This window comes from Brevibacterium sp. GP-SGM9, from assembly GCF_047300845.1.
Classification (GTDB): Bacteria; Actinomycetota; Actinomycetes; order Actinomycetales; family Brevibacteriaceae; genus Brevibacterium.
This window is the reverse complement of record NZ_CP178563.1, coordinates 2103984-2123333: the sequence shown is the minus strand read 5'-3', so window position 1 is coordinate 2123333 and position 19350 is coordinate 2103984. Positions and strand designations below refer to the sequence as shown.

Below are 19350 nucleotides of genomic sequence, written 5' to 3'. Positions count from 1 at the left end.
ACCAAACATGCCGAGGAAGTCATGTCCGAATTCCAGACAGTCGATGCCGCTGGTGCTGCCGAACACCCAAGCCCCGAGCAGCCAGCAAAACCAAGGGTCAAGCAGCCGATCGGGCTCTTCACCCTCTCGTCCATTGAGATGTGGGAACGTTTCAGCTTCTACGGACTCCAGGTCATTCTTGCCTACTACATCTACTACTCTGCGGGCGACGGAGGTCTGGGGCTGACGGAGATCGAGGCTCTGGCCATCGCCGGCGCCTACGGCGGTGCCGTCTACCTCTGCCAACCTGTTGGAGCTTGGTTCGCCGACAGGCTGATTCCGGCTCGGACCATGGTCATGGCCGGCGGGGTCATCATCATGTCCGGCCACATCAGCCTCGCACTGATCCCAGGCATTCCTGGTCTCCTCATCGGTCTGGCGCTCATCACCATCGGCACTGGTGCTCTGACTCCCAACACCCATGCAATGGTTGGTCGCCTGTACCAGGAACAGTCACCTCGGCGGGATTCCGGGTATGCGATCTTCTACACCGGCATTCTCATCGGTGCGCTCTTCGGTCCCCTGGCCACCGGCTACCTACAGGCCGAATTCGGATTCCACTATGGTTTCGGAGCCGCCGCCATCGGCATGGCCATCGGACTCGTCACCTACTTCCTCGGCCGCAACACAGTTCCGGCCGAATCGAAGGTCATTCCGAACCCAGTGAGCTCAACTGGGAAATGGAGGGCCGCAGGTTTCGGCATCGCGTTGCTCGCAGCCATCGCCGTATTGGTGAGCACCGGGATCATGTCGACCGGCAACCTCAACAACTATGTGCTCGGGACGATTCTCGTCGTCTCTGTCGCCTACTTCATCGTCATGCTCCGCTCGAAGAAGGTCACCGCCGACGAACGGCTGAAGGTCAAGGGTTTCATCCCGCTCTTCATCACCGGCGCCATCTTCTGGACCATGATCCTCCAGCTCTTCACCACCTTCGCCGTCTACGCCGACACCCGTGTCGACCTCAACATCGGCGGCTACTCGATGCCCGCCGCCTACATCAGCACCTTCGAAGTCATCGCCGGCATCATCGCCGGGCCGCTCATTGCCGCCTACGGACAGAAGCTCGCCGCCCGACCCAATCGCAAGGTGCCGAGCACCGTCTCGAAACTCGCCCTCGGCTTCGTCCTCATGACGCTGACCTTCGGACTCTTCGCGCTCTTCCCCCTGCTCTTCACCGGCCGGATTCCCCTCATCCCGGTTATCATCGGCATGATCGTCATGGGAATCACCGAGGTGATGTACGCACCGATCGGCCTGTCCGTGGCCTCTCAGCTGTCTCCGGTCGCGTTCAACTCCCAGATGATGGCCCTGTGGGGACTGACCACCGCTGCCGGCGCCAGCCTTTCTGGCTTCATGGGCCAGCTGTACTCTTCAACGAGCGAGGTCGGGTTCTTCACGCTCATGACTGTGATCAGTGTGCTCACTGCCGCCTTCCTCTACGGAATGCGCAGCCCGCTGCGCCGCCTGGGCGTCGCCTGACTCTTCAACCACCCGATTGTCCTACCACCAAGGAGTGACCTCATGCCGATTGCCGACCGTGTCTACCGAGTCGGAACCATCCACACCCTGGATCCCACGACACCGACGACTGATGCCGTGGCCGTCCACGAGGGAACGATCGTCGCTGTGGGGAAGGCCGATTGTGTAGAGGTGACTGGCTCCAGCACCGAGGTGGTCGACCTGTCCGGTCGCACCCTCATTCCTGGGTTCCATGACGCGCACGCCCACCCTGTCCTCGGCGGGCTGGGCTTGGTCGAGTGCAACCTCGACGACATCCACGGCTACCAGCCCTACCTTGACCGTATCGCGAAGTACGCTGCCGAGAATTCAGACGATGACTGGGTGCTCGGTTCCGGCTGGTACGGCGATGTCTTCACCGATGGTTTCCCTCATCGCCGTGACCTCGACTCCGTCGTCAGCGACCGTCCGGCCTCGATCACCAGCCATGATGCCCACGGTACTTGGGTCAACACCCGCGCCCTCGAGGTCGCCGGGATCACCCGCGACACCCCGGACCCCGACGGCGGACGCATCGTCAAGGACGCCGAAGGCAACCCGACCGGACTGCTCTTCGAAGCGGCGGCGGAACTGGTGACGGGACTGTTCCCGGCGAGCACCTCGGCGGATGTGGAACGGGCGCTGCGCAACTCACAGGAGTACTTCCATTCGCTTGGCATCGTCGGCTGGCAGGATGCCGGGGTCGGTGTCCTCACCGGGTCACCGGTCGACAGCTTCCACCCGTACGTCTCGATCGCCGAGGACGGCGGATTCGCCAGCAAGGTCACGGCCGCCCTGTGGTGGGATCGCACGGTGCCCTATGCCCAGCAGATCAAGACCATCAAGGAACGGCGGGCCGTGATACAAGGCCTCGACCGTGACCGACGTCGAGGTGGTCTGCAGTCCACGGTCGTCAAGATCATGCTCGACGGGGTCTGCGAGAATCTCACCGGTGCGCTCAAACGCGCCTACCGCGGTCACGATCATGAACATGGACTGCTCATGTTCAAGGCCGAGGAGCTCAACGAGATCGTCAGCGGGCTTGAAGCCAACGATTTCGACATCCACATCCATGCCGTGGGCGACAACGCGCTCAAGCTAGCCGTCGACGCCCTCACTCAGAACGGCGGCCCGTCGTCGGAGCGCCGCCATCAGGTGGCCCATCTCGACATCGCCGATCCGGCCGAGCTGGCTCGGATGGCTGAGGCCGGAATCATCGCCAATGTGCAGCCGCTGTGGGCTCGTCGTGACTCCGTCCTGGTCGACACCAAACTCCCGCTGCTGCACGAAGATCAGCAGTCGCACCATTTCATCTTCGCCTCGATGCATGACGCCGGCGTCCGGCTCTCCTTCGGCAGTGATTGGCCAGTTTCGAGCCCTGACCCGATCTGGGGCATACACGTTGCGGTGAACCGGACGGCCCCGCACAATGACCCCCACGGTCAGGACGATGTCGCGCAGAACGAACCGCTGCTTGGCGAGGAGAAGATCACCGTCGGTCAAGCACTGCGTGCCTACACGCTCGATGCGGCCTATGCCAATGGTTTCGACGATGTCTCGGGAAGTATTGAGGTCGGCAAGTCAGCGGACTTCGCAATCCTCGACCGGGATCCGTTCGAGGTTGCGGTGGGGGACCTGGGCGACATCCTGGTGGAGACGACGGTGTCGGCGGGAGAGGTTGTGTATTCGCGGGGCTAAGTCCTCCTTTAGGCCGGCGGCGAGTTAAAGGTGCTCGTCGACCGATCCAAACCTCCGCCGACTAGTCTGGAAACGAGGCTCTCCCGAGACGGACGGCTACGGCAACGACGAAAGCACCGAAGGCTATCGGCAGGACGGTCGACGGCCACATCAGATGTGAGCACTACTCGACCGAGCTCGACATCGACATCATTGCCGTCTGCGTAGCTGCAAGGCACATTCGTCGTACTACTTCGCGGTCGATGAGTCGCTGTAACGGCCGAGCAATTCCTCGGCGCGCTCGCGAATCGAAGTGCGCAGCTCTTCGGGGCTGAGAGCCTCGGCGGCGGTGTCCAGCTGCCAAATCGCCCACCTGGCATGACGGAGATCTTCGAAGGTGACCTCAAGGCGGATCCATCCGTCGGGCTCGGGCATCTCCGCGAGGACCGCGCGTACGTTGGTCAACAGGTCACCACGTCGAGTGGGATCGATCCTCAGTGTCACCGAGATGTGACCCTCAGACAAGAACCGAGTCCGCCGTTCGTCCCAGATACGATCCAGGTCGACCCGGTCTGGTCGATCCGCCGGTTTGGGCAATTCCTCTGCCACCAGCATGCGTGAGAGCCGATAGGTGCGATCGGCTCCAGTTTTCGTAGCCAGCAGATAGGTGCGATCTCGGATCGTGACGAGCCCGATCGGATCAACCGTATGCCAACCGACGGCCTTGTTTGCTGCTTCGTAGAGGAAGCGAAGACGGTGCCCTGAAAGGACCGATTGGAGGACTTCAGCCGTCACCGCAGTTGGTGCATTCTCCACATTGGTCGAGCGTGAGAGCAGATCAGCCTCAGGCTCAATGAGGAGGCGCGCAGCCGCGTCATCGAGGGTGGCGCGGTTGTCCTCGGGCAGGGCATCGATGACTTTGCGCATCGCCGAAGCCAATGCGGAACTGAGCCCGAACGCCTTCTCTGTCTTTCCCGAACCAGCGGTGAGCAGAGCGAGCGCTTCCTGATGACTCAACCCAGTCAGTTCCGCGCGAAACCCGGGGAGCAGAGAGTAGCCCCCGTGCCGTCCCCGGTCGGCGTAGACGGGAACCCCTGCGGTGGACAGAGCGTCGATGTCGCGCAGCACCGTGCGAACGGAGATTTCCAGCTCCTGAGCCAGTTGGTGCGCCGTCATCCGACCTCGCTGGCGCAGCAGCAGCACCATCGAGACCAACCGATCAGCACGCATGGCTTCAGTATTACCAGAAATCACGACATGAGATGTCGTGTTTCATTGGAAGTCTGTCACTTGAAGGCGTTGGGGATGGTGACTGTCGAGTCGCCGGAGCGCTTCATCAGAGATCGAGCGGAGCAGCAATGGAACGCACAGCAGTGAACCCGGTGACATGGTCGCAGGAGATGGGCTTCAACCAAGGAGAGCTCGTCACCGGCAGCACAAGAACGCTGTACATATCGGGACAGACGGCGATGAGCGTTGATGGCAGGCCCGAGCACGAGGGTGACATCGCCGCACAGCTCGCCCTGGCTGTGGACAACCTTGAAGCGGTACTGAACGAAGCCGCCATGTCGTTGCCCAATCTCGTGCGGGTCAATGTCTACACCACCGATGTGGGTGCGCTCTTTCCACACTATGGTGTGCTCTCGGGTCGTCTGGGCGCCGCCGGAGTCGCTCCGACCACGACAATGCTCGGCGTGACTCGGCTCGCGGTTCCCGGCCAGATGGTTGAGCTCGAAGGAACTGCGGTGGACTGATTGGGCAGTGATTCGACGAACGCCGAGGCGGTCCGACGATATCGTTCGTCGGACCACCTCGGCGAGGTTGGAGTTCGAGATTGGGTCAGTGCATGAACTGCATGATGGTGAGCATCGTGGCCATGCCGAGCGACTCAAGCAACAGGCCCGGGCGCTTGCGCGCGAGTGCCTGAACCGCGCAGAGAATGAGCAGCAGCGAGACGCCGATGACACTCAGCGTGATGACGCCGCTGACGAACGAGCCGTCGAAAGCGCTCCCATGGTGCTGATGGGCGGAATGCGCGCCTGCGGCCGAGCCGGCGGCATGATGCGCCCCGTGATTGAGAACCTGCCACGCCATGATCGGATATGCAGCCGTGGAGAGGATTGCGGACGTTCTTCCCAGCCGAGGGAACGGGCGGGCCTTCTGCCACTCGGTCGGGCGCTCCAGGGACGACGATTCGGAGGAGCCGTCCCTGGGGCTGTCTGTGAGGGAGTGTGCAGCGTTGGTGCTGACGAGAACCTTGTCGGGCAAGGCGGTCATCGCCTGTTCCTCCGTCTGCGCCTTCAATCTCGACCCGAGCCTGATTGCTAGGCACAATCCGGTGAGGAGAAGCAGCCCCGACCAAAGGACCGGCGGAAGAAGACTCACGAATGCCAAATCGACCATAACCAACAGCATCACTGTCGACGCAGTGATCGACAGTCGACTCCGCGATGTGATGGAGCCGATGACGCAGGGCACCGCGGCGGCGACCATGAGGATGGATGCGATGGGACTCATACGGAGTTCGCCCTCCTTTGGGCTTCGGTCATCCACGCCTTCGAACAGACGACCTGGTAGGAGTGAGAGTACGTGAAGGGCGGTGTTCGAGCCATTGTGTCCGAACACCGCCCTAGCCTGAGTGCTCAGCCGCACTCGCAGGCGTGACCGGACTCAGTGCCGCAATGGCCCGATTTGGGACGTGGCACATCAAGGGCGGGATTCTGGTCGAAGAAGCCATAGGGCTTCATCGAGAACCCGAGCCGGTCGACGGGCATGATCGGCCAGTCTTCGGGACGCGGGAAGTGCGTCATCGCGAACGAGCACCAGAGGACGATGTCGTCACCGTCGACCGGGCGCTGCTGCTGAACCCACTGGGTGATGGTGCCCTGGCCCGGGTTCTGGTTCGGATAAGTGCCCGAGGGGAAGCGCTCGTTCTCGTCGAACTGAGTCAGCCACACGTGCTTCGACCCGAAGCCTGCTCGCTTCGAGATCGACGAGCCCTCGGCGGCCATCATCGTCGGCTCGTCAGGCATGTGCAGCTGGTAGCCGACGGGGAACCCATGCCGGTTCTGCTTCTCCGGGTTGATGATGTGCCAGACTCGACCGGCCTCACCATTGGCGAGCCTGCCGCCTTCCTCGGTCAGTCGAGTCTGCTTGCGGGTGAACGCATTGCCGTACGGGTTGTCGTCACCGAAGGGGACCCGGACGACCTCCTGCTCGTCAACCGCATTCTCGATGCCGTCGACCTGCATATCCAGGCGTGCGCAGAACATGTGCTGGTGGAAGGGCATGCCCAGCCCCTCGTCGCCGAGGGGTGAGGACCATCGCTGACGCTGAGCTTCGTCACCGTAGGCCGCGGTGTAGACGATGCCGGTGGCCTTGCACTCGAGTTCGATCGTGCCGTCGAGGTAGAGGTACCAGTAGAAGCCGTAGTCGTAGTTGCCGACGGTGATGAAGAAGGAGATGACGATGCGGCGGTTGCGGCGCACATCGGCGGCCCCGGTGAACTCATCGGTGTGCTTGAACAGGATGCCCGCATCCTCTTCGTGGATGCAGATAGCGTTCTTGATCGTGCGTGCGTGACCCTGCTCGTCGGCGAGCACGGCGTCGGAGTACTGGATCTCGCCGAGGCAGTCGCAGCCGAGTTCGAGCGAGTTCGCGCTCTTGCCCATCGAGTATTCGCCGGCGTCGAAGTAGTTCTGCCAGAAACGGACGGGGTTCGGGTCGCCGTAGGGAACGACCATCTCGGCCACCGAGGCGCGGTAGACGATGGGGCGCTGTTGTCCGTTGTCATCGAAGCCGATCTGGTGGAGGACCAGGCCTTCGACCGGATCGAAGCCGAGGCGGACCTGCCACTTCTCCCATGTCAGCACGTCGCCGTCGAGGGAGAAGCTCACGCCTTCGGGCTGTGAGATCTCGATCGGCTTCTGCGTGGTGCGAGGTTCGGGCAGCCACGAATCGAGGTGATAGTCGAAGCGTTCCTGGGGCACCGGGACGATGTCGGTGTCGACGACGTCGATGACCTCGCCGGTGTTGAGATCGAGATAGGCGACGAGTCCTTCGAGCGGGTGCGCCCAGGCGTTGTCCTGCGGGTCCGACTGGATGAACGAAGAACCGCGCACGAGGCGGCGGCCCTCCTCGCCGGGAATGTCGAAGCGACCGGCGGACAGCGCGCAGATGCGCACCGTCTCGATGTCGGTGATGCCGCGAGCCTCGACTGCGGCACGGAAGGTGGCGTCGTTGCGGATCAGCTGCTCGGCCGACTCATACTCGGTCATCGTGATTGGGGCTTGGCCCTCGTTGGCGACGTCGAGGACGCGGGCCAGGAGAACCCTGCGCTCGGTCAGGGACACGAGGACTTCGGTCTGCTCACCGCTGCCGCGTTCGATGAGCAGGGAGCGGACACGACGGTCGAGCCCCGTGGCTCCGGCGATCACGTCACGTTTATCGGGTTCGACGAGGCTGACGAGAGCGAACAGCGTGTGCTCGCTGACGTGGCCGGCGTCGACGATGATGGCGCGATTGAGTTCGATCTCTTCGCCGGTCAGACGGTCGAGCGGGTGAGAGGTGGTCGAGGAGACCGTGCCGGTCGTTGTAGTCGTGGTCATGATTGGTCAGACACCTTCCTGAGTTCTGAGATTGTCGTTGTCTTCGAGATTGACGTCGAGACCGGCCTGCAGGGTCTCGGGGTCGAGGGCGGGACGATATGCGCGGATCTTCGCGCCGCGGACGTACCCGACGATCGCGAGGGCGGCAAGGACGATGAGGGTGCCGAGGGTGAGCGCGGTGAACGGTCCCTGGTCGACGCCCCACTCGTCGAGGAAGTTGTACTCGAGTCCGAAGAGTCTCTCAAGTGTTCCCGGGAAGATTGCGACCCAGGACCCGAGGAGCACCCAGAGGAAGGCGATTCCGCCGAGGATGGTGAAGCCGACATCGCCGACCGGTACGCGGAAAGGACGCTCGATGTCCGGATTCTTCCACCGCAGCTTGATCGCCGCCGGGATGATGAGCAGGTAGCTGAGCAGGAATGTCGAGATGGAGATCGAGAGAACGACTCCGAAGAGTGCACCGGCGTCACCGCTGAGCTGCATGGCCGCGATGAGGAAGACGGTGGCCACGGTGCCCGAGAGCAGGTTGACGTTGACCGGAGTGCCGAGGCCGCGGGAGATCTTGCCGAAGAATCCGCCGAAGAACGCCCCGTCGGCCGCGGTCAGAGCCTGCATGCGATCGCTCATGATCATCCAGGCGGCGCCCTGTGAGGCGAGGATGATGACGAACATCAGTGCCGCGAGGACAACCATGACGTCGGCAGCCGGACCGTAGACGGCGAACACTGTCTTGACCGCATCGAGGAGTCCGCCGATTCCGGTGATGGTCTCCTGCGGCAGCACGAGGAGCATGGCGAGGACCGGCAGGAGGTAGCACAGAGCCGAGATGAAGCCCGAGCGTGCGATCGCTGCGGGGATGTCCTTCTTCGGGTTCTTCATCTCATCCGAGGCGCTGTTCGAGGCCTCGAAGCCGAGGTAGGAGAAGAGCAGCAGGGGAACGAGGCCGAGGAAGCCGCCGAATGTGGGGCTGAAGTCGGAGAGATGCAGCGGCTGCACTCCGTGTTCGAACGCGTAGATGATCGTGGTGACGAGGAAGAACGCGATGAAGATGACCTTGAGGGCACCGCCGAGAGTCGGAAGCCATTTCGCCTTCGACAGCGAGACGATCGCCGCGAGCACGGTGATCCAGATGAAGACGATCTTGAAGACCCAGTCACCGACGGAGCCGGCGTCGATCGGACTGATGAACTGGTTCCACGTCCCGGTGGCGAGGAAGGCCATGGAGCCCCCGACCCACACTGGCTGGGTGACCCAGCTGAGGATCGATGCGATCGCACCGGCGGGACGACCGAAGGCCTGCCGGACCCAGATGTAGGCTCCGCCCTCACCGACGAACGTGCTGCCGGTTTCGGCGAAGACGAGGGCATAGGGCACGAGGAAGAAGACGGCGAGGACGAGAGTCCAGGTGAAAGTCTCTGCGCCGAAGCCTGCCGTCTCGGCGAGGACTTCGATGCTGAGTACGGCCGACATGACGATGAGCACGATGTCGAAGCGTCCGAGAGTCTTCTTCAGATGCTGTTTCTGTTCGTCCGCATAAGCGGTTGTGTGTTCGTGTGAAGACACCATCCACCTCCTTGTGAGTGGGCGTCCATTTGATTCTTTGGGCTATACCCAAAAGAATTGCACGGACGGCCGGCGTTGAACAGAGGAAAGTGGAGGATTCGGCATAGCGATCAGTGTTGATCTAAATCACTTCAGGAGATAATGAGGGTATGGCGAGACCGAAGAATCAGAAGGCGCGTCGTGAACAGTTGGTCCACGCGGCCAAGCAGGCCATCGTCGAGCGGGGCCTCAACGGTCTGCGTGCGATCGATGTGGCGGCGTACTCCGAGCTGGGTGCCGGGTCGGTTGCCTACTACTACCCAGACCTCGGCGACCTGGTGCGCGAGGTCCACGAGGATGCCGTCTCCCGCTTCTACTGGAACCGCAAGCAGTCAAGCGTCGACGACGATCAACCGCGACTCAAGCTGCGCCGAACCATCCGCAGCGGAATCCCGACGTCGCGAGACGATATCGACTTCCAGGTGCTCAACGAGCTGCACACCCATGCCTACCGGGATACGTTTCATGCCGAGCTGATGGCCGAGCTGTATCGGCTCGAGGTCTCTCTCTACGTCGACGTGCTCAGCGAAGGAGCGGAGGCAGGCGAATTCACGATGACGTTGTCGGCCGAGACGGCGGCAAGCAACCTCGTGGCGATGGAGGACGCCTACGGTCTGCACTTCATGGGCGGAACGCCGCTTGAGGTCGATGAGATCTTCCGGCTGATCCTTGCCAACGCCGAGGTGCTCACGGGGTGCCGGCTGCTGGAGTCGTGATCGCGCGCTTCCCCTGAGCTCGGACGGTCGCCGAGGGGCAGGGATCGTGCCGAGGATCAGTGGCTGACTCCGGACAGATCGTTCACTGCACGCCCGCGCGAAACCGGCCTTCTCCTCTTCTGGACTGACCGGGAGTAGGCAACCCCGACGGCAATGAGGACGATGAACGCTGCGGTCCCGATCCAGATCATCTCGGGAGTGACGGCGCTGACTCCGGAGTCCTCTCCGCGAACCCGCCCTCCGCCGTTTCTCGACACGACCATCCACGCGGTCAGGGTCGCCGTGGACACGGCGGCCAGCGCGGCGGCGACTCGCAGCAGTGTGAACCCGATGCTCTTGCCTGGCGCAGAACGAGGCGAGAGCAGACGTGCCAGGAGCAGGCCCAGCAGCGGCAGCTGGGCCAGCCAGACTGCGCTTCTGAGCAGACCTCCGAACCAGACGTTGGTCCCGTACAGCAGCGTGTGCCAGATGCTCAGCACATAGACGATCACGATGGAGGCGTGGACCAGGCGCCACACCACCGGCCCCAGGAGCCGCCGCGAATAGAACGCCATTCCCAGCACCACCGTCAGGTACAGCGCGATGATCCCGATGAGTATGGCCAGCTCTCCGCTGCCGCCCGAATACACGCCGGGCACGAAGCTGTACGCGAATGCCATGCCGAAGCTGCGCAGAAACCCGAGTTCGGACAGCTGATCCAGAAGGGTGAGGACGAGGAACATCAGAACGTGAAGGAGCATCAATGCCATCGTCGTCAGGCTCAGCGACCGATGCCACAGTTCGACCGATCGTGCTGAAGCAGTGAACCACGAGCTTCTCGTCGAGCTGCGCAGCAGCCCCAAAGCGATCGACAGCCAACACCAGATCAAGCCGGTCCAGCCGAAGGCCTGGCAGAGGACATTGGGCCAGTAGGCCCCGAAGTGAGCCATGTCAGGCATGAGTTCGACAGTGGGAGAGGCCCCGGTCTCCATGCGATAGGTCAAGATGCCCGCGAGAACGAGTGTGAGCACCAGAGACGCCAGACCGTTCGCCCAGGAGTGTCGGACATCGGCACTGAGGGAGCTGATGTCGAAGAGGCGGGAGCTGTTTCGTCTGTTCATCGATTACCTCCGGTGTGCGAGATCTGCCGGAGGCTGCTCCGAGTGAAGCGTCCGGTTCAATTCTTTGAGTTATACCGCAAAGAATTGCACGGACGCTCGCCGATTGACAAAGCAGCACCCATATCCATTCGCGCTCGCCCCAATCAACTCAAGTGATCGCTGGAACTATTGCATCCGCGCCTTTCAGCCGCAGTCCCTGCAGATGCGCAAAAACAAACTCGGCGTCAGCCCACTGAAGTGCTGACGCCGAGGATCAAGGACAAGTCCTTGTGATCGAGGGGTGGAACTACTGGATCAGGAAACCACCGTCCACCGGGAGAGAAACGCCAGTGATGAATGTTGAATCGGCAGACAAAAGGAACGCGATGCCAGCGGCGACGTCGTCTGGCTTGGTGAGGTGGCCCATCGGAATAGGAGCGGCAAGTTCCGCCTTTTCGGCTTCGAGTTCTGCGCCGGATTTGCCGATCAGTCCCTCGATCAGCGGAGTGTCAGCGTCGGCGGGGCAGATTGCGTTGACTCGAACCTTGTCTTCGGCATGTTGCAGTGCCATTTGACGAGTGAGGTTGATGACGGCTCCCTTGGAAGCCGCATACGCGCATTCGTCCTTATTGACAACGAATCCGAAGACCGATGCGATATTCACGACCGATCCTCCGCCCGCACGTGCGATCTCGGGGATCGCATACTTGCCAGTCAAGAAGATGCTCTTGACGTTGACCGCCATCATGGTGTCCCAAGCCTTTTCAGTGCAGTCCACTACTCCTCCCTCGCCGAGGGCAATGCCTGCGCAGTTGACGACTCCGTGGAGCGCTCCGAACTTCTTGACGGTGGCGGTAACCGCGCTCTGCACAGCTTCTGCGTTGGTGACATCGGCTTCAAGCGCGATCGCGATTTGCGTCGATCGTCCTTGATTGATCTCATCCGCAACCGCTTCAGCAGAATCGCGTTTGAGATCCAGGACACCGATCTGAGCTCCATCGGCCGCCAGTCGAAGGCACGTCGCCCTCCCTAGGCCAGAGCCGCCGCCAGTGACGATGAAGGATTTGTTCTCGAACTTTGTCATGGTGTTCTCCTTGCTTGTTGCTTCCGGTCAGTGGGTTGTTGTCAGATGTGTGTCTGACTCGAGTTCGTCGCTGATTCGGCGTGTTTTCCGCATCAGAACGAAGTAGATGATTCCTGGAAGTGTGAGTGCGATGATCCAGGCATAGTCGATTCCGCCGACAGCTTCGAAGAGGAATCCGGTAAAGAATGCGGTGCTCATGAAGGGGATCTCTACCAGGATTGTTACGCCATAGGCGATCAGTGCCCGAGAGTTGAATCGACCGTATCGCCCATTGGGGTCAAAGATGTCGCCGACGACATATCGACCCTTTCGAACGAAGAAGAAGTCGACGAGGTTGATGGTGGTCCATGGAAACAGCATGTAGCCGAGAACCAGCAAGAGGTTCTCGAAGAAGGTCATGAAGTCGCTGCTCGCCATTACGGCCACCAAGGTGGCGACAATAAAGACAATGAGGAAGAGCATCGCTCGCGCAGACAGGGTTGTCTTAACTCGTCTGAAGGTATCCACGATTGTGGTCAGGGACATGAACGCGCCATATAGATTGAACACGTTGGTAGCAATGACGCCGAGCACGATGAATATATAGACTGCCGGAGCCAGCGCGCTCGGAAAGAGCCCTGCAATAGTCTGGCTGGGCTGGGAACCGTACTCGGGGAATATCGTTGTCAGCATTGCGCCGAGCGTCATCAGCCATGTGGTGCTGACCACGAGGCCGAGATAAGTGAAAATGAAGGTCTGCTTCCCACTGGTGCTGCTCGGCAGGTATCGCGAATAGTCTGCAACGTATGGAGCAAACGTCAATTGCCAGGTTGCAGTCGCAGCAATGAGCAGGAGGAATGCGGTGCCGTTGAAATTGCCGACATTCCACGAGCCTGACGGCAGACCGTGCTGTATTACCACAACAGTCACAGCCAGGAACCCACCTCCGAGAATGATGGCGAACCAGCGTTCGATCTTATGAATGAGGTCGTGACCGTAGAAAGTGATCACGAGAATGACTAGGCCCGAAATGACAATGCCCCAGTTTTTTCCAATTGGCGTGCCCGCATCGATGGCGTCTCCGGCAATGACTGAGTTGCTGGCGAAGTAGCCGATGTACATGATGAGTACTGCGACCAAAGGGATAGCTGCTCCGAAGACTCCGAACTGGGCGCGGCTCTGTATCATCTGTGGGATTCCGAGGATCGGGCCCTGTACGGAGTGACCAGCGACAAAGAAGGCGCCAAGGAAATTGCCGCAGATGATTGCGACGACGCTCCAGAACATGTTGAGTCCAGAGAGAACCCCGATTCCTCCAGTCAGAGTGGTCAGCACCATCATATTGACGCTGAACCAGAGGGGAAATTGGCTGGCGGGATGTCCATGCCGCTCGTTGTGTGGAACGAATTCGACTGATCTGAGTTCTGGGACCTTCGCACTCATGTTCTGCTCACTTCTTTGTGGTCTCTATTGAGATTGTTTGTTGGGCAGTTTGTCCGCATCTCACCTTTCGCCGGTACGCGAAAGGTGAGATGCGGCGGACCAGGTGGAGGCTCACCCCCACTGCAGCCAGGTGGTCTTGAAGTCCGAGTAGTTCTCCAGGGCGTGGACTGAGAGGTCGCGGCCGAATCCGGACTGCTTGAAGCCGCCGAAGGGCGTGGTGAAGCCCAGCGCATCGACAGTGTTCACCGACACCGTGCCGGCGACCAGGCGCGACGAGACCCGGTGAGCCCGGGACAAGCTCCCCGTCCACATCGACGCAGCGAGACCATAGGGCGTTCCATTCGCCTTCTCGATCGCTTCCTCCTCGGTGTCGAAGGGCGTGACGAGGGCGACGGGCCCGAAGATCTCGTGCTGGTGGAGTCGGTGATCGGCAGGAAGGCCGGTGACGATCGTCGGGTCGATGAACGCCTTGGACCCGTTGATCTCCGGGCGATTGCCGCCCTTGACGATGATGCCGTCGGCCCGCGCCTCCTCGACGCACCCCCACACCTGATCGGCGTGCTTCTCCGAGACCAACGACCCGATCGCTGTGTCCTGATCCAGTGGGTCACCGGGCTTGAAGCCATCGGCCGCAGATTTGAACAGTTCGAGGAACTTCTCGTAGACGGGGCGTTCGACGAAGATGCGCGAATTCGCCGAGCACACCTCACCCTGGTTGTAGAAGGCACCGAATGCCGACTTGCTCGCCGCCGCCTCGAGGTCGTCGCAGTCGGCGAAGATGATGTTCGAACTCTTCCCGCCGGCCTCCAGTGCCAGACGTTTCATGTTCGAGGACCCGGCATACTGCTGGAGCTGCATGGCCACCTCGGTGGACCCGGTGAAGCCGAGCATATCGACGTCCATGTGCATGCCCAGCGCCTTGCCGACGACCGATCCGCGACCGGGGACGACGTTGAGGATGCCCGCCGGAACTCCCGCCTCGGCGGCGAGTTCGGCCAACAGCAGGATCGAGTGCGATGCCTCGACCGCGGGTTTGACGACGAGCGCATTGCCCGCGGCCAGAGCAGGAGCGATCTTCCACGTCGCGATCTCGAGCGGGTAGTTCCACGGCACGATGATGCCGATGACGCCGAGCGGCTCGCGGGTGACCAGCGCCGTCGACCCTGCCGGGGTGACCGGGATTTCGTCCGCGGTTTTCTCGATCGCCTCACCGTAGAACCGGTAGAGGGCGGCGGATCCGGGGGCATCGATCGTCGAGGATTCCCCGATCGGCTTGCCCATGTCGAGGGTGTCGAGAAGAGCGAACTCGTCGGCTCGCGCCTCGATGAGATCGGCCAGACGCAGCAGCACCTCACGACGATGCGTCGCCGAGACCCGCGACCACTCACCGGTCTCATACGCGGTGCGTGCCGCCTTCACAGCGGCATCGACATCGTCCTGCCCGCCGAGGTGGAGCTGCGAGATCGTCTCACCATTCGCCGGGTTTGTCTTCGCCTGAGTCTGGCCCGAGAGCGCGTCCACACGCTCGCCGTTGATCACGGGGCGCCCGTCGATGCTCAGGTTCGCTGCCTTGTCACGCCAGGTCGTGGTGGCCGTCGGTGCTGAGATGGTATCGGTCATGGGTGGTGCTCCATTCGTGTGGGTTGCTTCAGATGGTCGGAAATGACGATGCTCGGGGACCGCCGCTCATGATGCGGCCGGGTCGGTGGCCGTCCGGGCCGAGGTGGCCGTGGGAGTATCGAGATCATCGTCCTTGAGGAGATCGACGCCTTTGGTCTCGGGAATCGAGACCACGGTGATGATGCCGACGACGCCGACCACGGCGAGGAAGAATCCGGGGCTGAGCATGCTGCCGGTGTTCTCGATCAGCCAGGTCAGCGCGTAGGGCGCGGTGCCGGCGAACAGGGCGGCCGTGAGCGCATAGGCGATCGACAGCCCGGTCTGCCGGGTCCTTGTCGGGAAGAGTTCGACGACGGTCACGGCGTGAGTGCCGAGGATGATGGCGAGGATGAACGCGAGCCCGAAGGTCGAGACGAACGCGGCCAACGATGACTGAACCTGCATAAGCATGAAGAGTGGGACCGCGAGGACTGTGAGGGAGATCGCGGCGGTCATGAGCACGGGCTTGCGGCCGAACTTGTCCGAGGCGATTCCCGAGAGCGGAACGATGATGAGTCCGAGCGCCGAGGCTAGTGTCGAGAGCAGGGCGGCCCGGCCGGCGTCGAAGCCCAGCTCGGTCTCCTGATAGGTGAGCAGGTAGACGAGAACGACATAGAACGTGACGTTCATGAAGATCTCCATGCCGCAGGTCTGGAGGAACTGCTTCGGGTTGCGCGTGAAGACCTCGCGCAGGGGCGACTCGGAGACCGTCTCCATCTTCTGCAGCGCCTCGAACTCCGGGGTGTCCTCGATCTTGCGGCGGATGTAGAGGCCGACGAGACCGAGAGGCACGGTGATGAGGAATGGAATCCTCCAACCGCCGGCGAGCACCTGTTCGGGGCTGAGGGCCTGCGTGAGCACGAAGACGACCAGTGAGGCGAGGAGGAACCCGAGCAGGGAGCCGAATTCGAGCCAGCTGCAGCCGAAACCTCGGCGCTTGCGGGGTGAGAACTCGCCGAGGAATGCTGCCGCGCTGCCGAACTCACCTCCGGCCGCCAGGCCCTGGACGATACGGGTGACGATGAGCAGGATCGGAGCGAGCATCCCGATCGTCTCGTAGGTCGGCAGGATGCCGAGGACCAGCGTCGAGGCGGCCATCGCGAGGATGACGACGGAGAGCGTGACCTTGCGTCCGAGTTTGTCGCCGAGGCGGCCGAAGATGATCGCACCGAGCGGCCGGACGAGGAAGGAGACCGCGAAGACGGCGAAGGTCGCGAGCAATCCGGCGGTCTCGTCGCCCTCGGGGAAGAAGATCGCTGCGATCGTCGTCGCCATATAGGCATAGACGGCCCAGTCGAACCAGTGGACGAGCACGCCGATGGATCCGGCGGCGACGCTCTTCTGCAGCCCCTTCTTATAGGCCAGGTCAGTCGCATCGGCAGGGTGTGCACCGCTCATATCGAGTTCCTCCTTTGGAACCTCAGGTCCGCCCGGGACCGTCTGTCGTGGTGTTGCGGGAGTATCTGTGGTGTGGCTGCGCCCAGTCAGGCGCCCGCCCGGCGGGTGCTGACGTCGGCTGCGGTCCACGCCAGTGCCGTGGCACCGTCGAGCAGTGTGCGTTCGGCTTCTTGACCGACACAGGATTCGGCGAAGGCGGCCTGATGGTTGCTCGCCTCCCCGCCGACTCCGATATAGGGATGGATGGCGTTGACGATCTGCGACACATTGCCCATGTCCGTCGAGGCGCGGTTCATCGTGGCCGCGACTGGGTCGACGTCGAAGTTCCGTCCGAGTGCGGTGGCATTGGCCCGATACGACTCAAGTGCGTCCTCGTCGGTGCGCATCTCCGCATACCGCTTGCTCTCCGGGGTGATCTGGAGTGTCGCACCCGTGGCCAGGGCTCCGGCCTCGAAGCAGTCGATGACCCGCTTCTCCACCTCGAGGAGTTCCTCGGTGGTCTCGGCGCGGACATACCAGCGCCCTTCGGTTGTCGCCGGAATCGCGTTGGGGGCCTCCCCGCCATTGGTCATCACGCCGTGGACGCGCACGGTCTTCGGCAGCTGCTGGCGCAGCAGTCCGAGGGCGACCTGGGCGACGAGAAAGGCGTCGTTGGCGTTGATTCCGCGCTCCGGATAGGCCGCGGCATGAGCCGCCCGACCCGTATATTCGACGTGCCAATGGGTGACCGCGAACGGCTTCGCCTCGGCGACGTCGACAGGAGCGGGGTGAGCCATGAGGGCGAAGTCGAGGTTCGTGAAAGCTCCGCGTTCGAGCAGTTCGATCTTGCCGCCGCCGCCCTCCTCTGCAGGAGTGCCGATGACCTCGACGCTGATGCCCAGATCGTCTGCGACGTCGGCCAGGCCGATGGCCCCGCCGACGCTCATGGCGGAGATGAGATTGTGCCCGCAGGCATGGCCGAGGCCGGGAAGGGCGTCGTATTCGGCGAGGAATCCGATGGTGAGATCACCGGTGCCGAACGTCGCCCGGATCGCAGTCTCGAGTCCCAGGTAGGGCCGTTCGACGGTGAAGCCGTGACCCGCCAAGACGTCGGCCACCGAGGCGGAGGAGCGGAACTCCTGCCACCCGAGTTCGGGATCGTCGTGGAGCGAATTCGACAGGTCCACGAGGGCAGGGCGCACCTCGGCGAGGCGAGCGGCGATTCGGTCCTTCACGGACTGATCTGCGGTCGTCGTCAAACCGGCGTCCGGTTCCGTGGACCGTGCGACATCGGTGGACTGGCTCATCGGTCGTCTCCGGGGACGCCATAGGACGGTGAGGCGACGGGATTGAGGCCGCGGGTGATGTAGTCCTCGCGCTGGGGCATCCAGATGTCGAGGAGTTCGCCGAGCTCGCCGATGGGGTCCTCCTCGGCCCAGTCCACGCGCAGGTCGGTGACCCTCCAGCCGGCGTCGCTGACGACGGCGAGCCCGGCCGAATGCACAGGTCCGGCCTCTCCGCCGGCGGCGAATGCCGCTTGGAAGGCCTCGAAGAGTTGGTGTTCGATCCGCCCCTTTGACTCCAGTGCGGTCTCGATGAAGGCGTCGAGGACGTCGAGCGACTTGAGCATATTGCCACCGGCCACAGCGTTCTGCTCAGTGCGGGCACCGAAGATCCCGAGCGCCTCGGCACCGGAGTGGGCAGCGGTGTTGCCGCCGCCGTCGATGACGAGGATCTGGCGGTAGGCGATGATCTCGGACTCGACCTGGTCGACGATGGAATCGAGGGCCAGCTGCGCCGGCTTCCCGGTTGCCATCTCGTCGAGGATCCGTCCGCCGAGGCGGGGGTCGGTGACGTTCTGCGAGTTCACTCCGCCGATTCCGTCGGCCAGGTTGAGGCATCGGGCGGATACGGCAGGGGAGGACGAGGCGATCGCGGCACCGAACTCACCGGTGTCGGGATCGTGGAGGAGGAGGGAGAAGGTCACTTGGCCACCTCGGCGGGGGCGGTGGTCGCGGTGCTGGGTTCGCTGATGACGGCCGTGGCGTCGATCTCGACGAGCCATTCGGGGCGGGCCAGGGCCTGGACGACGATGCCGGTCGAGACGGGGTAGACGCCTTTGAGCCATTTGCCCACGGTGCGGTAGACGTCCTCGCGGTAGCGGGGATCGATGATGTAGATGGTGACCTTAACGATGTCCTCGAGTCGACTGCCGGCCTCTTCGAGGAGCATGGCGATGTTCGACATGGCCTTCTCCGCCTGCGCGGTGACGTCACCGATGCCCACCGACTCGCGAGTCTCCAGGTCCTGGCCGATCTGCCCGCGGAGATAGACGACACCACCGGCGACGACGGCCTGGCACAGATCGTTGTCGAGATTCTGTTCGGGGTAGGTCTCTTTGGTGTTGAACATTCTCAGACGTGTGTGCGTGGGTTCGGCCACGGGAGTCTCCTCTTCGAGCGGATCGGTCTGTGACGAACGGGGTGTGGCGCCGTTCGGGTCTGTGGTTCTATTCTGTGAAACATCGGAGTATCTGTGAAATAGTTATTATCTAGAGGCTCCATCTGATAAATAGATTTCCAGGACGG

16 protein-coding genes are annotated in these 19350 nt (G+C 62.3%); 4 read left to right on the top strand and 12 right to left on the bottom strand.

Annotation, left to right across the window (positions count from 1 at the left end; genetic code table 11):
• The first annotated feature begins 21 nt into the window (after positions 1–21).
• Together ACH82I_RS09590 and ACH82I_RS09585 are read left to right on the top strand one after the other, a co-directional pair.
• Entirely contained in the window at positions 22–1521 is a 1500-nt protein-coding gene (locus ACH82I_RS09590; protein ID WP_413332176.1) for a peptide MFS transporter, read from the top strand.
• Between the two features lie 42 nt (positions 1522–1563).
• Positions 1564–3237: an amidohydrolase gene (locus ACH82I_RS09585; protein WP_413332174.1), complete on the top strand. Its 1674-nt coding sequence runs from the start codon at positions 1564–1566 to the stop codon at positions 3235–3237.
• Positions 3238–3465: 228 nt separating this feature from the next.
• Here the strand turns inward: ACH82I_RS09585 and ACH82I_RS09580 are convergent, their stop codons facing one another.
• Entirely contained in the window at positions 3466–4446 is a 981-nt protein-coding gene (locus tag ACH82I_RS09580; RefSeq protein ID WP_413332172.1) for a helix-turn-helix transcriptional regulator, read from the bottom strand.
• Between the two features lie 128 nt (positions 4447–4574).
• Between ACH82I_RS09580 and ACH82I_RS09575 the strand changes: the two genes are divergently transcribed.
• Entirely contained in the window at positions 4575–4970 is a 396-nt protein-coding gene (locus ACH82I_RS09575; RefSeq protein ID WP_413332170.1) for a RidA family protein, read from the top strand.
• An 85-nt stretch (positions 4971–5055) separates the two neighbouring features.
• Here the strand turns inward: ACH82I_RS09575 and ACH82I_RS09570 are convergent, their stop codons facing one another.
• From ACH82I_RS09570 to ACH82I_RS09560, 3 genes are all read right to left on the bottom strand, one after another.
• Entirely contained in the window at positions 5056–5733 is a 678-nt protein-coding gene (locus tag ACH82I_RS09570) for a hypothetical protein (protein WP_413332168.1), read from the bottom strand.
• Positions 5734–5858: 125 nt separating this feature from the next.
• Positions 5859–7823, bottom strand: coding sequence for a primary-amine oxidase (locus ACH82I_RS09565; RefSeq protein ID WP_413332166.1), 1965 nt, complete (start codon positions 7821–7823; stop codon positions 5859–5861).
• A 6-nt stretch (positions 7824–7829) separates the two neighbouring features.
• Positions 7830–9389 carry an APC family permease gene (locus ACH82I_RS09560; RefSeq protein WP_413332164.1) on the bottom strand — a complete coding sequence of 520 codons (1560 nt, stop codon included), beginning with the start codon at positions 9387–9389 and terminating at the stop codon, positions 7830–7832.
• A 146-nt stretch (positions 9390–9535) separates the two neighbouring features.
• On the opposite strand from ACH82I_RS09560, the gene ACH82I_RS09555 reads away from it, so the two are divergent.
• Complete coding sequence (locus ACH82I_RS09555) at positions 9536–10141, top strand: TetR/AcrR family transcriptional regulator (RefSeq protein WP_413332161.1); 606 nt, start codon at positions 9536–9538, stop codon at positions 10139–10141.
• A gap of 56 nt (positions 10142–10197) precedes the next feature.
• Here ACH82I_RS09555 and ACH82I_RS09550 read toward each other — a convergent pair whose 3' ends face one another.
• From ACH82I_RS09550 to ACH82I_RS09515, 8 genes are all read right to left on the bottom strand, one after another.
• Entirely contained in the window at positions 10198–11241 is a 1044-nt protein-coding gene (locus ACH82I_RS09550; protein ID WP_413332159.1) for a hypothetical protein, read from the bottom strand.
• Between the two features lie 286 nt (positions 11242–11527).
• On the bottom strand, positions 11528–12304 hold the full coding sequence (locus ACH82I_RS09545; protein WP_413332157.1) for an SDR family NAD(P)-dependent oxidoreductase: 777 nt from the start codon (positions 12302–12304) through the stop codon (positions 11528–11530).
• Positions 12305–12331: 27 nt separating this feature from the next.
• A complete protein-coding gene (locus tag ACH82I_RS09540; RefSeq protein WP_413332155.1) occupies positions 12332–13726 on the bottom strand; it encodes a purine-cytosine permease family protein in 1395 nt (464 codons plus the stop codon).
• A 111-nt stretch (positions 13727–13837) separates the two neighbouring features.
• A complete protein-coding gene (locus ACH82I_RS09535; protein WP_413332153.1) occupies positions 13838–15346 on the bottom strand; it encodes an aldehyde dehydrogenase family protein in 1509 nt (502 codons plus the stop codon).
• 66 nt (positions 15347–15412) lie between these two features.
• On the bottom strand, positions 15413–16783 hold the full coding sequence (locus tag ACH82I_RS09530; protein WP_413332151.1) for an MFS transporter: 1371 nt from the start codon (positions 16781–16783) through the stop codon (positions 15413–15415).
• An 86-nt stretch (positions 16784–16869) separates the two neighbouring features.
• Positions 16870–18069: a M20 family metallopeptidase gene (locus tag ACH82I_RS09525; RefSeq protein ID WP_413332149.1), complete on the bottom strand. Its 1200-nt coding sequence runs from the start codon at positions 18067–18069 to the stop codon at positions 16870–16872.
• On the bottom strand, positions 18066–18749 hold the full coding sequence (locus ACH82I_RS09520) for a DUF1028 domain-containing protein (protein WP_413332147.1): 684 nt from the start codon (positions 18747–18749) through the stop codon (positions 18066–18068). Before ACH82I_RS09520 ends, ACH82I_RS09525 begins: the two co-directional genes overlap by 4 nt.
• The gene (locus tag ACH82I_RS09515; protein WP_244223240.1) at positions 18746–19204 is read right to left on the bottom strand and encodes a RidA family protein; all 459 of its coding nucleotides are present in this window, start codon (positions 19202–19204) and stop codon (positions 18746–18748) included. Before ACH82I_RS09515 ends, ACH82I_RS09520 begins: the two co-directional genes overlap by 4 nt.
• Positions 19205–19350 lie beyond the last annotated feature (146 nt).

Excerpts from the sequence above, each read along its gene's own strand:
- ACH82I_RS09590 (WP_413332176.1), top strand. The coding sequence starts at position 22 with ATGTCCGAATTCCAGACAGTCGATGCCGCTGGTGCTGCCGAACACCCA.
- ACH82I_RS09585 (WP_413332174.1), top strand. The coding sequence starts at position 1,564 with ATGCCGATTGCCGACCGTGTCTACCGAGTCGGAACCATCCACACCCTG.
- ACH82I_RS09580 (WP_413332172.1), bottom strand. The coding sequence starts at position 4,446 with ATGCGTGCTGATCGGTTGGTCTCGATGGTGCTGCTGCTGCGCCAGCGA.
- ACH82I_RS09575 (WP_413332170.1), top strand. The coding sequence starts at position 4,575 with ATGGAACGCACAGCAGTGAACCCGGTGACATGGTCGCAGGAGATGGGC.
- ACH82I_RS09570 (WP_413332168.1), bottom strand. The coding sequence starts at position 5,733 with ATGAGTCCCATCGCATCCATCCTCATGGTCGCCGCCGCGGTGCCCTGC.
- ACH82I_RS09565 (WP_413332166.1), bottom strand. The coding sequence starts at position 7,823 with ATGACCACGACTACAACGACCGGCACGGTCTCCTCGACCACCTCTCAC.
- ACH82I_RS09560 (WP_413332164.1), bottom strand. The coding sequence starts at position 9,389 with ATGGTGTCTTCACACGAACACACAACCGCTTATGCGGACGAACAGAAA.
- ACH82I_RS09555 (WP_413332161.1), top strand. The coding sequence starts at position 9,536 with ATGGCGAGACCGAAGAATCAGAAGGCGCGTCGTGAACAGTTGGTCCAC.
- ACH82I_RS09550 (WP_413332159.1), bottom strand. The coding sequence starts at position 11,241 with ATGAACAGACGAAACAGCTCCCGCCTCTTCGACATCAGCTCCCTCAGT.
- ACH82I_RS09545 (WP_413332157.1), bottom strand. The coding sequence starts at position 12,304 with ATGACAAAGTTCGAGAACAAATCCTTCATCGTCACTGGCGGCGGCTCT.
- ACH82I_RS09540 (WP_413332155.1), bottom strand. The coding sequence starts at position 13,726 with ATGAGTGCGAAGGTCCCAGAACTCAGATCAGTCGAATTCGTTCCACAC.
- ACH82I_RS09535 (WP_413332153.1), bottom strand. The coding sequence starts at position 15,346 with ATGACCGATACCATCTCAGCACCGACGGCCACCACGACCTGGCGTGAC.
- ACH82I_RS09530 (WP_413332151.1), bottom strand. The coding sequence starts at position 16,783 with ATGAGCGGTGCACACCCTGCCGATGCGACTGACCTGGCCTATAAGAAG.
- ACH82I_RS09525 (WP_413332149.1), bottom strand. The coding sequence starts at position 18,069 with ATGAGCCAGTCCACCGATGTCGCACGGTCCACGGAACCGGACGCCGGT.